Consider the following 14072-nt stretch of genomic DNA (forward strand, 5'->3'; position numbering starts at 1 on the left):
TTCAGCAGTTTCTACGACGTGGCCGCGAGGAACTCGCTGTAGAAGATACCCAGGCCGATGGCGACGCCGATGCCCGCGACGATCCAGAAGCGGACCACGATGTTGACCTCGGACCAGCCGGCCAGCTCGAAGTGGTGCTGCAACGGCGACATCCGGAACACGCGCTTACCGGTGGTCTTGAACGAGATGATCTGGATGACGACCGACATGGTGATGATCAGGAACAGGCCGCCCAGGATCAGCACCAGCAGCATGGTCCGGCTCGCCATGGCCAGGCCGCCGATCAGGCCGCCGAGGCCGAGCGCGCCGGTGTCGCCCATGAAGATCCGGGCCGGTGAGGTGTTCCACCACAGGAATCCCACACAGGCCCCGGCGGCGGCTCCGGCGATCATCGAGATCTCCAGTGGGTCGCGCACCGAGTAGCAGTAGTCCATGGTGTAGTTCGGGTCCGCGCACCAGTGCCGGTACTGCCAGAAGCCGATGATCGAGTACGCGCCGAGCACCATCACGGACGCGCCGGTGGCCAGGCCGTCGAGGCCGTCCGTCAGGTTCACCGCGTTCGACATCGACATGATCACGAAGATGAATATGATCACCGAGCCGGCCTTGCCGACCTGCGCCCACTCGATGTCCCGGATGAACGAGATCGTCTCGCTGCCGACCGTCTCGTCGCTGATCCGCTGCCCCTCCAGGCCGACCATCGTGCTCGGGAAGTAGAGCGCGATCACGCCGAAGATGCCGCCGACCAGCATCTGGCCGATCAGCTTGCCGCGGGCGGAGAGGCCGCCGCTGTTGCGCTTGCGGACCTTGATGAAGTCGTCCAGGAAGCCGACCGCGCCGCAGAACACGAACAGGCCGAGCAGCACCAGCGCGGTGATGGTCGGCCGGTCCTGCGCGATCTGCTGGGACGGCAGCGTGGTCAGCACGGCGTGCCCGGCCACGTAGGCGATCACGGTGGCGATGATGAAGACCACGCCGCCCATGGTCGGCGTGCCCTTCTTGCCCAGGTGCGTCTGCGGGCCGATGGTCCGGATCGGCTGCCCGGCCTTCAGCGCCGTGAAGACGCGGATGCCGACCGGCGTGAGGAAGAGCGAGACCAGGAACGCGACGCCGATCGCGACGATGACTGCCCTCATGCGCCGGCATCCCCCATGGTCAACGGCACGCCGTCAGCGTCCGCCGCGCGCAATGCGTCGGCCACCTTCCACGTCCGGTAGCGGGACGCCTTGACGAGCACCACGTCGCCGGGACGGAGATCGTCCCGCAGCGCCGCGATGGCCGCCGACTGGTCGGCTAGGAGCACCGACTCTCCCTTCCACATCTGTTCGGATCGGGCGCCGTCAGCGATCGGCGCGGCTTCGGGGTCGACGACGAGCAGCCGGTCCACGCCCAGCTCGGCCGCGATCCGGCCGACCTCGGCGTGCGCGTCGCGGGAGTGCTCGCCGAGCTCCCGCATCTGGCCGAGCACCGCGATCGACCGGCGGCGGCCGTCACCGGCCAGCGTGGCCAGCGCGCGCAGCGCCGCGGCGGTCGACGACGGGTTCGCGTTGTACGAGTCGTCGATCACGGTCACGCCGTCCGCGCGATCGAAGACGTCCATCCGCCGGGTGGAGACCGTGCGCATCGCGCCGAGCGCCTCGGCCAGCGCGGTGCCGGTCAGGCCCAGCTCGCGCGCGACCGCGGCGGCGGCCAGCGAGTTGGACACCATGTGCCGGCCGGTCATGCCGAGCGACACCGGCACCCGGCCGTCCGGCGTGACCAGCGTGTACGACGCGCGGCCGCGCTCGTCCAGCGACACGTCCTCGGCGCGCACCTCGGCACGGTCGCCCTCGCCGAAGAACACCACGCGCGCCTTGGTCCGGGACGCCATCGCGGCCACCCGGGGGTCGTCCGCGTTCAGCACCGCCACGCCACCGGCCGGGAGATCCTCGACCATCTCGCCCTTGGCCTGCGCGATGCCGTCCACCGAGTCGTACCCGCCGAGGTGCGACATGCTGACGTTGAGCACGACGCCGATCCGCGGCTGCACGATCTCGTTCAGGTACCGGATGTGGCCGTGACCGCTCGCGCCCATCTCCAGCACCAGGTACTTCGTCTCCGCGGTGGCGCGCAGCGCGGTCACCGGGAAGCCCAGCTCGTTGTTGAGCGAGCCGGCCGTGGCCACGGTGGGGCCGAGCGCCGCGGCCAGCTGCGCCACCATGTCCTTGGTGGTGGTCTTGCCGGACGAGCCGGTCAGCCCCACCACGGTCAGCCCGGCCTCGATCAGCCGGCGCCCGACCAGGCGGGCCAGCGGCGCGAGCGCGTCCTGCGCGTCGTCCACCAGGATCGCCGGTACGTCCGGGCCCATGTCCCGGGTCGCCAGCACCGCGGCCGCGCCGGACGCCACCGCGCGCGCGCCGAAGTCGTGGCCGTCCACGTGCTCGCCAGGGAACGCCACGAAGAGTCCACCCGCCACGATCTCGCGGGAGTCGTACTCGGCCGGGCCGGTCACCTGCGCGGCCGGGTCGGCGTGCATCAGCCGCCCGCCCACCGCCTCGGCGATCTCGGCCAGGGTGAGCGGGATCATGCGGCCGCCACCTTTCGCAGCGCGTCGGCCAGCTCGACCCGATCGTCGAACGGCAACACCTCGCCGTTCACCTCCTGACCACGTTCGTGTCCCTTGCCGAGCACCGCGACCACGTCGCCCGGGACGGCCCGCCGGACCGCCTCGTCGATCGCGGCACGCCGCCCGGCCACCTCGATGATCTCCACACCGGCGGCGCCCGCCGCGCACGCCCCGTCCCGGACGTGCGCGCGGATCACCGCCGGATCCTCGCTGCGTGGATTGTCGTCCGTCACCACCACCAGGTCCGCGCCGCGGGCCGCGGCCGCACCCATCAGTGGCCGCTTGCCACGGTCCCGGTCGCCACCGGCACCGAGCACGCAGATCAACCGGCCACCCTGTTCCTCGCTCAGCTCACGCAGCGCGTCCAGCGCCGCCACGATCGCGTCCGTCTTGTGGGCGTAGTCGACCACACCGACGATGCCGCACGGCGCGTCCACCCGCTCCAGCCGGCCGGGCACGCCCGTGCAGGACGCGATGCCGGCCGCCGCTTCCTTCACGTCCACCCCGGCGCCGGCCAGCGCCGCGATCGCGAGCAGCGCGTTCGCCACGTTGTGCCGGCCGGGCAGCGCCACCGTCATCTCGACCGGGCCGCCCGGCCCGACCGCGGTGAAGGACTGCCGGTAGCCGGCCGCGCGCACGCCGTCGGCACGCCAGGTGGCGACCGGGTCGCCGGCCGCGGAGAAGGTCACGGTGGCATCGTGGCGCAGCGGCGCCAGCGCCGGGTCGTCGTGGTTGAGCACGTCGACCGCGCAGCGCCCGTCGAACAGCCGCGCCTTGGCCGCGAAGTAGTCCGCCGCGGTGTCGTGGAAGTCCAGGTGATCGCGGCCGAAGTTGGTGAAGCCACCGGCCGCGAACCGCACGCCGCCGACCCGGCCCAGCGACAGCGCGTGGCTGGACACCTCCATCACCACCGCGGTCACGCCGCGCTCCCGCGCCACGGCCAGTATCGCGTGCAGGTCGGTCGCCTCCGGCGTGGTCCGGGTGCTCGGCAGGGTGAGGTCGCCGAGCCGGGTCTCCACGGTGCCGAACAGCGCGGTGGTGTGCCCGGCGGCCCGCAGCCCGGCCTCGGCCAGGTACGCCGTGGAGGTCTTCCCGGCCGTGCCGGTGATGCCGATGACCAGCATGGCGGCGGACGGGTGCCCGTAGATCGCGGAGGCCAGCGTGCCGAGCACCGCGCGCGGGTCGTCGACGACCAGCGCGGGCAGCCCGGCCTCGGCCACGGCGGCGGCACCGGCCGGGTCGGTCAGCGCGGCGGACGCGCCGGCCGCGGCCGCGCGCGCCGCGAACTCGGCGCCGTGCCGGGCCGCGCCGGGCAGCGCCGCGAAGAGATCACCCGGGTACAGCGCGGAGCTGTCGTGGGTGATCCCGGTGAGAATCGGATCGGACGTGGCACCGGACTGCCGCACCTCGGTCCGCAGCACCGCGGCCAGCGAGGACAGCGTTCGTCCGGTCGGCACGACGGGCCGCGGCGGCGAGGTCGGCGGGGACGTTTTGCCGGGCACGGCGTCAGACCCTACCCGGTCCACGGGACCCGTTTACATCGGCCACAAGATTCACTAATGCCATGACAGCGCGCACACCAGTCATAACTGAAGTGCGGCCATTCGGTGGTCCGCACACTACGGAAAGACCTTGAACTCCGGCGGTTCGGTACTGCTCGGCGGGACCTTGAAGTGCCGCAGCGCGAAGCCCATGATCTCCTTGAAGGCCGGCCCGGCCACGGCGCCGCCGCCGCCCTTCGGCGTGTGCGCGAAGACCGCCACCACGAACCGCGGGTTCTCCGCCGGCGCCATGCCGATGAACGACGCCACCTCACCGGGCAGGTAGGCGCCCTCCGCGAGCCGGCTGGACGTGCCGGTCTTGCCGGCCACCCGGTAGCCATTGACCCGCGCGTCCTTGCCGCTGCCGTCCGGGATCACCATCACGGACTCCAGCAGCGTACGCAGTTCCCGCGCGCTCTTCGCGCTGATCACCTGGTGCGTCTTCACGTCCGTGTTCGGCGTGACCGTGCCGTCCGGCGCGATCGTGTCCTTGATCAGGTGCGGCTGCACGTAGACGCCGTCGTTCGCGATCGCGCCGTACGCGGCCGCCATCTGCAGCAGCGTGGCGTCGACGCTGTGACCGATCGGGACCGAGCCGTAGCCGGACCCGCTCCACTCGCCCGCCTCCAGCACCTTGCCGGACGCCTCACCGGCCACGCCCTCGTTCACCGACTGCCCGAGACCGAACCGCTTCTGGTACTCCACCACCTTCTCCGGCCCGAGCTGGTCCGCGACCTGGATCGCGGCCACGTTGGACGAGTACGCCAGCGCGCCCGCCATGGTGATCCGCGTACCCTCCGGGTGCGGGTGGGTGTCCCGGAACGTGACACCACCCTTTCGGATGGTGGGCCCCACCTGAAGGATGGTGTCCGGCGTGATCACGCCCTCCTCCAGCGCGGCACCGTAGATCAGCGCCTTGTGCACCGAGCCGGGGTCGACCACCACCGCGGACGCCACGTCCTGCCGGTCCTCCGGGTCCGCCTTGGCGAACTCCACCGGGTCGTACGTCGGATAGCTGACCTGCGCGTACACCTCACCGGTCCGCGCGTCCAGGACGACCGCGGCGCCGATGCTGGCGTCCACCTTCGCCATCTGCTCGCCGATTATGCGCTGCGCCTCGTACTGCATGTCGCGGTCGATGGTCAGCGTCAAAGAGCTGCCGTCCTTGGCCGGGGTCTGCTGCGAGTACCCGCCGGGGATCTCCTTGGCCAGGTCCGTGCCGTCCACGTACTTGCCGACCTCGAACCGGCGCTCGCCGTTGACGCCGCGGAGCAGCTCGTCGTACCGAGCCTCGATGCCCTCCAGGCCGTTCATCTCGTTGCCGGTGAAGCCGATCAGGTTCGCGGCCAGGTCGCGGCCCGGCCACTCGCGCTTCTCGTCCCGGCCGATCACGATCTCCGGCAGTTCCAGCGCCTCGACCTTCTTCGCGTCGCTGGTGCTGACCGCGCGGGCCAGCCACTCGAACCGGGACGGCCGCCCGTCCGGCCGGATCCGCTTCTGCATACGGTCCAGCAGCTCGGACTTGGACAGGCCGAGGATCGGGGCGAGCAACGACGCGGTCTGGTTCGCGTCCTTCACCACCTCCGGGTCGACCGCGATGTACCGGGCCTCCACACTGTGCGCCAGCACCGCGCCGTTCTGGTCGTAGATCGCGCCCCGGGCCGCGGGCAGCGTGACCACCTGCAGCCGGTCGTTCAGGCCCTTCCGGGCCCACTCCGGCGTGTCGCCGAACTGCAGCACCACCAGCCGTACGCCGACCGTGGCCAGCATGACCATGGCCAGCAGCGACGCCACCCGCAGCCGCCGGCCCGGATCGCCGAGCTTCGGCGGCCGGCGCGGGTGCCGCGGCTTGCGGATCGGCGCCGGCCGGCTCCGGGCCGCCGCGGTGTTCCGGGCCGCCTTCCGGCGCGGCGCGGGCACGGTGTCCCGCGCGTCGTCCCGGTCCCGCTCGCGCGCGCCGGTCCCGCGCCCCCGGCCCGAGCCGCGCCGCTCGTCCTGGCGGCCGCCGTCGAGCACGCGCAGCGCGGGCCGGTCACCCCTCGATGCGGATCCGGACCCCGCGGGGGTACGCCGTGGGCGCGGCTCGTCGGCCGGACGCTGCGGGCGCGGCATGCCCTCGCGGACCGTGCGCCCGCGCGGCGTGTAGGCCCGCGCCTCGGACATCTTGCTGTGCGCACGCGACGAGGGGGACGACGGCTGCCCGTCGTCCCCCGTGTCCCGCGTCTGACGCCGGTCCCGCGCGCCGCCGCGGCCGGAGTCGCGGTCGTCCCGCGCACCCCGGCCGCGGCGGGCGGAAGGCTGATCCCGTGGCGGCACCGCTTACCGTCCGCTCTCCTGGCTGGTGATCGCGGGCTCGCCGCCGGCCGGCTTCGGCACTCCGATGATCTTGCCGTTCGGCAGCTCGATGAAGGCCGGTTCCTCCGCCTGGACCAGGCCCAGCTTCTTCGCGTGGGCGATCAGGTAGTTCGGGGACTCGTACTCCTCGATCTGCTTCTCCAGCTCCTGCTGCTGCACGTCCAGCGCGGCCTGCTGCTTCTGCAGCTCGTCCAGCCGGAACGCGTTCTGGTTCGTCTGCGTGTTGATCAGAAGGATGCCCACCACGCCGGCCACCACCGTGACCAGGATCCCGGCGATGAACGGCGCGCGCGGCACCGCCACCGGCCGGGGCGGCGTGACGCGCAGCCGGGGCGCCGGCGGCTCCTCGTGCACCGGCTCGGCCGGCTCCACCAGGACGTGGATCTCCTCGGGCTGCAGCGCGGCACTGCCCTCGGTCTCGAACCGGCGGCCCCGCGCCGCCGACAGGTCGACCGGCTCGGACGACGACGTCGCACCGGCGCTCCGGGCCGGCGGACCGGCCTGGACGCGCGGCGACTGACCGCGCGTGGACTGACCGCGCGCACCGGACGTGCGCGGACCGGTGCCACGTGCACCGGCGGCGCGGGAGCCACCCGCGTCCCGGCTCGTGGCCCGCTCTCCACGCGGCTCACGTGCTGCCCGCTCACCCCGTGCGTCACGCTCCGCCCGCTCGTCACGCTCCGCCCGCTCGTCACGCGCCGGACGCTCGCCCCGTGCGGGACGCTCCGCCCGCAGGTCGCGCGCTGCCCGCTCGTCGCGGGCCCGGCGTGCCGGATGGTCGATCGTGGACGGCGCGGCCGCTTCCGCCGCGGCGGCCCGCTCGCGCCGCTCGATGCGCTCCAGTGAGCTCAGACGCTCGATGCGCCGCGGACCCCCCTGGTCCACGGCGTCCCGGTCCGGAACGGACGGTGCGGCGGCCCCCCGGCCGCGTGCCCCGTTGAGGCGCTCCGCGCGTCGCCCGGCCCCGATGCCGCGCACGATCGCCTCCTGGCCGCCGGATCGCGGCGCGCTCTCCGCCGGTGCCCACTGCGCCGCGGTCCGGCCCCCCGACCGCGGTGCGCGCTGCACCGTCTCGCGCCCGGTGCCGAGGTCGCCCCGGTCGCGCTTGTTGACGTTCATGTCCCTCCCCCTTGATGTCTTCGTCCCGTCGTTCCCCTGCGACGGCGGGGGCCCTGCCCGGTCCCCGCCGCCTCCGCCGTCCTAGGACGACTCCGGCGCCCCCGCGCCGGGCCGGCGTGACCTCCTGGACCGTTCGCGGACGGTCCCGGTGTCCCCACCGGCGATGCGTTCCGCGGCGCGGAGCTTGACCGAGGCGGCCCGCGGGTTCTCCGCGACCTCGTCCTCGGTGGGCGGCTCCGCACCCCGGGTGATCAGTCGCAGCGTGGGCCCGGTGCCGGGCAGCTCGACCGGGAGGTCGATCGGTCCGGTGCTCCGGGCTCGCGCCGCGAACGCCTGCTTGACGATGCGGTCCTCGAGCGACTGGTAGGACATGACGACCACGCGTCCGCCCGGTGCCAGCGCGTCGAGAGCCGCCGGTAACGCCGCTTCGAGGGCGGCGAGTTCGCCATTTACCTCGATACGCAGTGCTTGAAACGTTCTTTTGGCTGGGTTTCCGCCGGTTCGTCGGGCTGGTGCCGGAATCGAGTCCCGGACCAGCTCGGCGAGCCGGGCCGTGGACGTGATCCGGGAGCGCCCCCGCTCCCGGACGATCGCGGAGACGATGCGAGTGGCGAACTTCTCCTCGCCGTACACCCGCAGCACCCGTACCAGCGCGCCCGGTTCGTAGTCGTTGACCACGTCCTCCGCGGTGATGCCACGGTCCTGGTCCATCCGCATGTCCAGCGGAGCGTCCTGGGCGTAGGCGAACCCGCGATCGGGCGCGTCGAGCTGCAACGAGGAGACGCCGAGATCGAACAGAGCGCCGTCGATCTGCTCGTATCCGAGCCGCTCGAGCACGTCGGGCAGCTCGCTGGAGACCGCGTGCACCAGGTGGGTGCGATCGGCGAACCGGTCCAGCCGGCGGCGCGAGTGCTCCAGCGCCTCCGTGTCCCGGTCCAGGCCGATCAGCGTCAGCCGTGGGTTCGCGGTCAGGATCGCCTCGGCGTGCCCGCCGAGACCCAGGGTCGTGTCCACATAGACCGGCGCGTCGCCGGTCAGCGCGGGGGCGAGCAGTGCCAGGCACCGCTCCAGCAGCACGGGCACATGTGTGCCCCGTGCCTGCCACTCGCGACCCTCGGCCACGAGCTCCGGCTCGGGCACCCCCATGTCGACCCCCATCACCTGGTGACGATTCGTTTCACGCAATGCCCGCCAGCAGTGCGACGAAGACCGTACCGCCAGATCCCCATCCGCCCTCCTGGCGTCACCACCGTCGCGCCTGACACCGGGGAAGGGGTGCCAGGAGCGCCGAGCGGCTGGAGATCTCGCAGTACGGGTTTCCCGTCGACTACAGCCCGCCGGGCAGCACCCCCTCCCCGATGTCGGCGAAGTCGTCCTCGCTCTCCGCGAGATACGTCTCCCAGGCCTGCTTGTCCCAGATCTCCACCCGGGTGCTGGCGCCGATCACGACGAGCTCCCGGTCGAGCTGCGCGTACTCTCGCAGGAGCACCGGGATGGTGACCCGGCCCTGCCGGTCCGGCACCTCGTCGTGCGCGCTGGCGAAGAAGACCCGGCTGTAGGCCCGCGCCGCCTTGTGCGTCATCGGTGCGGCCCGCAGCTCCTCCGAGATCCGCTGGAACTCGGGCATCGGGAAGACGTAGAGGCAGCGCTCCTGCCCTTTGGTGATCACGACACCTCCCGCCAGCTCGTCCCGGAACTTGGCCGGGAGGATCAGCCGGCCCTTGTCGTCCAGGCGCGGGGTGTGCGTGCCGAGGAACATCGCGGCGTCACCCCCTCGCCCTTGCCGGCGGCATTCGCGGTGCCGCTGATCACTCGGGCCGGCGGGCTCTCCACGACCCCGCCATGTGGCCCCACTTTACTCCACTTCCCTCCACCCGCAACCGGAAACGGCGCCTAGTCAAGGGGTACGGGAGTGCAAAACAGCACGTCACAGACGGTTGCGCGAGGTGGAGGGCTTTGGCCCCGACGGGCCGTCTTCTTTCCGACATCCGTTCGGATCGACACGCATCCCGCACGTTTTATCCGGACATTTCGGGTGGTTTTTCCGGGGTGTGCAGGCGTCTGGACGATTGCGTGGAGGGAAGTGGAGGGATTGGACGCACACATGCGGTCGCCAAACGATCTCCTGCCGTCAGCGCTGTGCGACGGCTGCGAGTGCGCTGCGAAAGCGCGAAAGGGCCCCGCCGGACATCGGCGGGGCCCTTTCCGGCGGAGCGTCAGACGACCCGGCGCACCACATAGGCACGGGACCAGATCTTGTGCTTGCCCACCCGCACGCCGGGACGCGGCGCGTCGTACATGTAGCCGCCGCCCGCGTAGATCGCCGCGTGATAGCCGTGCGCGCCCTTCCGGAAGATCAGCAGATCGCCCGGGCGGGCCTGGGCCTTGGACACGGCCACCCCGGCGCGCTGCTGGCGGTTCGCGTTGTGCGGCAGCTTCTTCCCGGCCGCGGTCCGGTAGACGTACATGGTGAAGCCGGAGCAGTCGAAGCCGCCGCCCGGGCTCGCACCGCCGGCCCGGTAGCGCTTGCCGGACAGGCTCTTGGCGAGCGCGACGACCGCGGCGGCCTTGCCCGGCGCCGGCGCGGCGCCGGCGGGTGCCGGGGTGGCCAGCTGACCGGCGGCGACGCAGATGCCGATCAGGGCGGCCAGGATCGAGGCGCGCGCGGGCAGAGTGGAACGCCTGGCCCGGAGCCGGAGCGTGCTGCCCGGTCTCGGCATCGCGTTCCGGACGTCCGGGTTCTGGCTGAGGTGCTGCACGAAAGGTGTCCTTCCGGCACGCCTGCGGGGTTAGCTGTCGGGTTCGGGCGCCGAGGATGCCCGGCCCGGCACACTGCCGGGCTTCACCCCAAGGCCCGCGAGCGAGCCGTCGTGCGGATTGCGAGTGGTTCCCCCGCCCCTGCCCTCGATTGCCATGTGCTGGGTGGAATGTCGCGTCGCCCGGGACGGGCAGGGTTCGGCGTGTCCCGTGGCCGGCGCGACCGGCGGGCGGATCGCGCACCGGCTCATCGTTTGTAGCGGACCTCGGGAGCACGCCCGCGCCATCGATCGGTCACTCTCCGAGGTTGGCATGCCCGGCCCTCGCCCCCGACGTGTCGGGTGCCCGATATTCCGGCACGGCACGGCCCCGCGCACTCACTCTCCGTATATCGAACCCGGTGAAGCTTCCCACACGGGCCGGCGTCACACCGCGGATAAGACCAGCGTGATCAACACGTACTCCCGGGCAGGCCGCAAGGGGCCGAACGAGCCGATGGTGAAGCGGTACCGGTCCGGTAACCTCGCTCGGGTGACGCAAGGCAACATGCCCCTCCGCGCCAAGGTCGCGACCCAGGTCTCCCGCACCGCCGCCGCGCTCTCCCGCGCGGCTGGGCGGGGCGACGGGTCCGTGATCGGTGGCTGGATCGGTCTCAAGATCGATCCTGACCTGCTCGAGCACCTCGCCGCCGGCCGCGCCATCGCGCTGGTCTCCGGCACCAACGGCAAGACCACGACCACCCGGCTGACCGCGGCCGCGCTGGGCGTGCTCGGCCCGGTGGCGACCAACTCCTTCGGTGCCAACATGCCCACCGGGCACACCTCCGCACTGGCCAAGGCCGGTGACACGCCGTACGCGGTGCTGGAGGTGGACGAGCACTACCTGCCTCAGGTGATCGAGGAGACCCGCCCCCGGGTCATCGCGCTGCTCAACCTCTCCCGGGACCAGCTGGACCGGGCCAAGGAGGTGGCGATGATGGCCCAGCTCTGGCGCACCACGCTGGCCAAGCACCCCGAGGTCGCGATCGTCGGCAACGCGGACGACCCGATGATCGTCTGGGCGGCCGGCAACTCCCCCACGGTCTCCTGGTTCAGCGCCGGTCAGCGCTGGCAGGACGACTCCTGGGTGTGCCCGGAGTGCGGCTCCACCATCGAGCGGCAGGACGGCCAGTGGTGGTGCACCGGCTGCCCGCTGCGCCGCCCCGCGCCGCAGTGGGTGGTCGAGGACGACGGCGTGCTGGATCCGTCCGGCGCCTGGCACCTGATCCGGCTCCAGCTGCCCGGCCGGGTCAACCTGGGCAACGCGGCCACCGCGCTCGCGGTCGCGGCCGCGTTCGGCATCCGCCCGCTGCAGGCCGTGCCGACGCTCTCCTCAGTGGCGTCGGTGGCCGGCCGCTACGCGCAGGTCGACCGGGACGGGCGCAACATCCGGCTGCTCCTGGCGAAGAACCCGGCCAGCTGGCTGGAGGCGTTCGACATGGCGGACAACGCGCCCACGCTGCTCTCGATCAACGCGCGTGACCCCGACGGGCTGGACACGTCCTGGCTCTTCGACGTCGACTTCTCGCCGCTGCGCGGGCGCCAGGTGCTGATCACCGGCGACCGGGCGTACGACCTCGCGGTCCGGCTCGACGTGAACGACGTGCCGTTCCGGCACGTACAGACCTTCGGGGAGGCGATCGCGAGCGTGCCGCCGGGACGCCTGGAGGTCATCGCGAACTACACCGCCTTCCAAGACATCCGAGCGGAGCTTGACCGTGTCAATTAACCCGGAGTGGAGCCAGCAGCCTCCGGCCTACGGACAACCCCAGCAGCCGGGGTACGGGCAGCAGCCGCCCGCGTACGGCCAGCCCCAGCAGCCGCCGGTCTACGGGCAGCCGCAGCCCGGCTACGGCCAGCCCCAGCAGCCGGGGTACGGTCAGCAGGCGCCGGTCTACGGGCAGCCGCAGCCCACGGCGTACCCGCAGCAGGGTCCCGGGGGTTTCGCGCCGGGCGGGCAGCCGGCGCCGCAGGCCGCGGGCGGCGACAGCGTGGTGCGCGTGGTGTGGGTCTACCCGGACCTGCTCTCCACCTACGGCGACCGCGGCAACATGCTGATCCTGGCCAAGCGGGCCCAGCAGCGCGGCATCCCGGTCGAGACCATCGAGGTCCGCTCCGACCAGCCGCTGCCCACGCACGCGGACATCTACCTGATCGGCGGCGGTGAGGACGGCCCGCAGGCGCTCGCGGCCCAGCGGCTGAACACCGACGGCGGCCTGCACCGCGCGGTCAACCAGGGCGCCGCGGTCTTCGCGGTCTGCGCCGGTTACCAATTGCTCGGCACGTCGTTCTTCGCCAAGGGTGCGAAGTGCCAGGGGCTGGAGCTGATCGACATCTACTCGGACCGGGGCGAGAGCCGCGCGGTCGGCGAGCTCGCCGGCGACGTGGACCCGCGCCTCGGCCTGCCGCGCCTGACCGGCTTCGAGAACCACGGCGGCCGCACCCACCTCGGCCCCACCGTCTCGCCGCTGGCCCGGGTCAGCGTCGGCATCGGCAACGACGGCCAGACCGAGGGCGCGTGGCGCGGCAAGATCCTCGGTACCTACTCGCACGGCCCGGCGCTGGCCCGCAACCCGGCCATCGCCGACCTGCTGTTGCGGTGGGCCACCGGTTACGACTCGCTGCCGCCGGTCGACGACAGCTGGCACGACAACCTGCGCAACGAGCGGTTCGCCGCCGCCCGGCCGAACCCGCAGTGACGTGCCGTCCGCCGGTCGCGGTTCCGCTCAGGTACCGCGACCGGCGGACGATGGGTCTGCTTTCCGGCCCCGACGCCCAGCCCAGCCCCCGGATCCACCGATCGGAGACTGCATGACGGACGCCGCCGCTCCACTGCTGATCTGCCCGCAGACCGGCCGACGCCTCACCATGCCGCTCCAGTCCGCCCGCTCACTCCCGGGCGTACCGTCCGGTCCCGCGGCCGGGCACGCGGATGCGCCGGCGTTCGACGCCGGGGTGCCGGTCGCGCCGCGGCGCAGCCGGAAGGCACGCCTCCTGCGAGTGGCCGCGCTGGTCACCGCGGTCGCCGCGCTCGGCACCGCGGCCGCCACGCTGCCGCTGCACGAGATCCAGGACGCCGCGCGCTCGCTCGGCTGGGCCGCCGCGTTGGTGATGGCCGGCGTCGGCGCGCTGCTGCTGGCCGTGCTGGTCCCGCGTACCGCGATCTCGCTGGCCTGCGGCGCGCTCCTCGGCCCCGCGCTCGGCTTCACCGCCGCGATCACCGCCGCGATGCTCGCCGCCACCATCACCTACTTCGCCGGCCGCTGGGCCGGTCACGGCCTCCTCGCCGCCCGCGTCGGCGGCCGCCTGCACCGCCTGGACGGCTGGCTCAGCCAGCGCGGCTTCTCCGCGGTCCTGCTGGTCCGGCTGCTGCCGCTCGCCCCGTTCGGCCTGATGGGCTACGCCTACGGCACCACGTCGGTGCGCCGCCACCACTACCTGCTCGGCACGCTGGTCGCCTCGACCCCGTCCGCCTTCAGCTACTCGATCCTCGGCGCGGCCGTGATGACCCCGGGCGACGTCAACCCGATCACGTTCATCCCCGCGGTCTGCGGCGTGGTCCTCACCTCCACGATCGTCTACCGCTGGCGCCGCGCCTCGCGCCGCACCGCGGCCGACTGACGCGCGGTCCCGCCCGGCCGGAACCCGGCCTCGGCG

The 14072-nt window shown here is 72.7% G+C and carries 11 protein-coding genes and 1 riboswitch; of the genes, 3 read left to right on the top strand and 8 right to left on the bottom strand.

From position 1 onward, the window contains the following. Nucleotides 1–11: 11 nt before the first annotated feature. From mraY to J2S42_RS12490, 8 genes are all read right to left on the bottom strand, one after another. Complete coding sequence (gene mraY, locus J2S42_RS12455) at nt 12–1136, bottom strand: phospho-N-acetylmuramoyl-pentapeptide-transferase (RefSeq protein WP_307238730.1); 1125 nt, start codon at nt 1134–1136, stop codon at nt 12–14. After that, nucleotides 1133–2566 (bottom strand): UDP-N-acetylmuramoyl-tripeptide--D-alanyl-D-alanine ligase, encoded by a 1434-nt coding sequence (locus J2S42_RS12460; protein ID WP_307238732.1) that lies wholly within the window; start codon nt 2564–2566, stop codon nt 1133–1135. Before J2S42_RS12460 ends, mraY begins: the two co-directional genes overlap by 4 nt. Next, nucleotides 2563–4107, bottom strand: a complete 1545-nt coding sequence (locus J2S42_RS12465) for a UDP-N-acetylmuramoyl-L-alanyl-D-glutamate--2,6-diaminopimelate ligase (RefSeq protein ID WP_370879169.1) — start codon at nt 4105–4107, stop codon at nt 2563–2565. The genes J2S42_RS12460 and J2S42_RS12465 overlap by 4 nt, the downstream gene beginning before the upstream one ends. 117 nt (nt 4108–4224) lie before the next feature. Further along, nucleotides 4225–6462 (bottom strand): peptidoglycan D,D-transpeptidase FtsI family protein, encoded by a 2238-nt coding sequence (locus tag J2S42_RS12470; RefSeq protein ID WP_370879170.1) that lies wholly within the window; start codon nt 6460–6462, stop codon nt 4225–4227. A 3-nt stretch (nt 6463–6465) separates the two neighbouring features. After that, nucleotides 6466–7620, bottom strand: a complete 1155-nt coding sequence (gene ftsL, locus J2S42_RS12475) for a cell division protein FtsL (protein ID WP_307238738.1) — start codon at nt 7618–7620, stop codon at nt 6466–6468. Between the two features lie 81 nt (nt 7621–7701). Then, a complete protein-coding gene (gene rsmH, locus J2S42_RS12480) occupies nt 7702–8766 on the bottom strand; it encodes a 16S rRNA (cytosine(1402)-N(4))-methyltransferase RsmH (protein WP_307238740.1) in 1065 nt (354 codons plus the stop codon). 181 nt (nt 8767–8947) lie between these two features. Next, the gene (gene mraZ, locus J2S42_RS12485) at nt 8948–9379 is read right to left on the bottom strand and encodes a division/cell wall cluster transcriptional repressor MraZ (RefSeq protein WP_307238742.1); all 432 of its coding nucleotides are present in this window, start codon (nt 9377–9379) and stop codon (nt 8948–8950) included. 457 nt (nt 9380–9836) lie between these two features. Further along, nucleotides 9837–10379: a C40 family peptidase gene (locus J2S42_RS12490; protein ID WP_307238744.1), complete on the bottom strand. Its 543-nt coding sequence runs from the start codon at nt 10377–10379 to the stop codon at nt 9837–9839. Nucleotides 10380–10384: 5 nt separating this feature from the next. Further along, nucleotides 10385–10544: riboswitch (cyclic di-AMP (ydaO/yuaA leader) on the bottom strand. Nucleotides 10545–10923: 379 nt separating this feature from the next. On the opposite strand from J2S42_RS12490, the gene J2S42_RS12495 reads away from it, so the two are divergent. The 3 genes from J2S42_RS12495 to J2S42_RS12505 all read left to right on the top strand — a co-directional run bounded on the left by J2S42_RS12495 (nt 10924) and on the right by J2S42_RS12505 (nt 14036). Beyond that, on the top strand, nt 10924–12144 hold the full coding sequence (locus J2S42_RS12495; RefSeq protein ID WP_307248721.1) for a MurT ligase domain-containing protein: 1221 nt from the start codon (nt 10924–10926) through the stop codon (nt 12142–12144). A gap of 262 nt (nt 12145–12406) precedes the next feature. Further along, nucleotides 12407–13114 (top strand): type 1 glutamine amidotransferase, encoded by a 708-nt coding sequence (locus J2S42_RS12500; RefSeq protein ID WP_307248723.1) that lies wholly within the window; start codon nt 12407–12409, stop codon nt 13112–13114. Between the two features lie 112 nt (nt 13115–13226). Then, nucleotides 13227–14036 (top strand): TVP38/TMEM64 family protein, encoded by an 810-nt coding sequence (locus J2S42_RS12505; protein ID WP_307238746.1) that lies wholly within the window; start codon nt 13227–13229, stop codon nt 14034–14036. Nucleotides 14037–14072: the final 36 nt, after the last annotated feature.

The organism is Catenuloplanes indicus, from assembly GCF_030813715.1.
GTDB classification, from domain to species: domain Bacteria; phylum Actinomycetota; class Actinomycetes; order Mycobacteriales; family Micromonosporaceae; genus Catenuloplanes; species Catenuloplanes indicus.

What these genes read in the sequence shown, in the direction of transcription:
- mraY (WP_307238730.1), bottom strand. Translation starts at nt 1,136, where the DNA reads ATGAGGGCAGTCATCGTCGCGATCGGCGTCGCGTTCCTGGTCTCGCTC.
- mraZ (WP_307238742.1), bottom strand. Translation starts at nt 9,379, where the DNA reads ATGTTCCTCGGCACGCACACCCCGCGCCTGGACGACAAGGGCCGGCTG.
- ftsL (WP_307238738.1), bottom strand. Translation starts at nt 7,620, where the DNA reads ATGAACGTCAACAAGCGCGACCGGGGCGACCTCGGCACCGGGCGCGAG.
- rsmH (WP_307238740.1), bottom strand. Translation starts at nt 8,766, where the DNA reads ATGGGGGTGCCCGAGCCGGAGCTCGTGGCCGAGGGTCGCGAGTGGCAG.
- J2S42_RS12460 (WP_307238732.1), bottom strand. Translation starts at nt 2,566, where the DNA reads ATGATCCCGCTCACCCTGGCCGAGATCGCCGAGGCGGTGGGCGGGCGG.
- J2S42_RS12505 (WP_307238746.1), top strand. Translation starts at nt 13,227, where the DNA reads ATGACGGACGCCGCCGCTCCACTGCTGATCTGCCCGCAGACCGGCCGA.
- J2S42_RS12495 (WP_307248721.1), top strand. Translation starts at nt 10,924, where the DNA reads ATGCCCCTCCGCGCCAAGGTCGCGACCCAGGTCTCCCGCACCGCCGCC.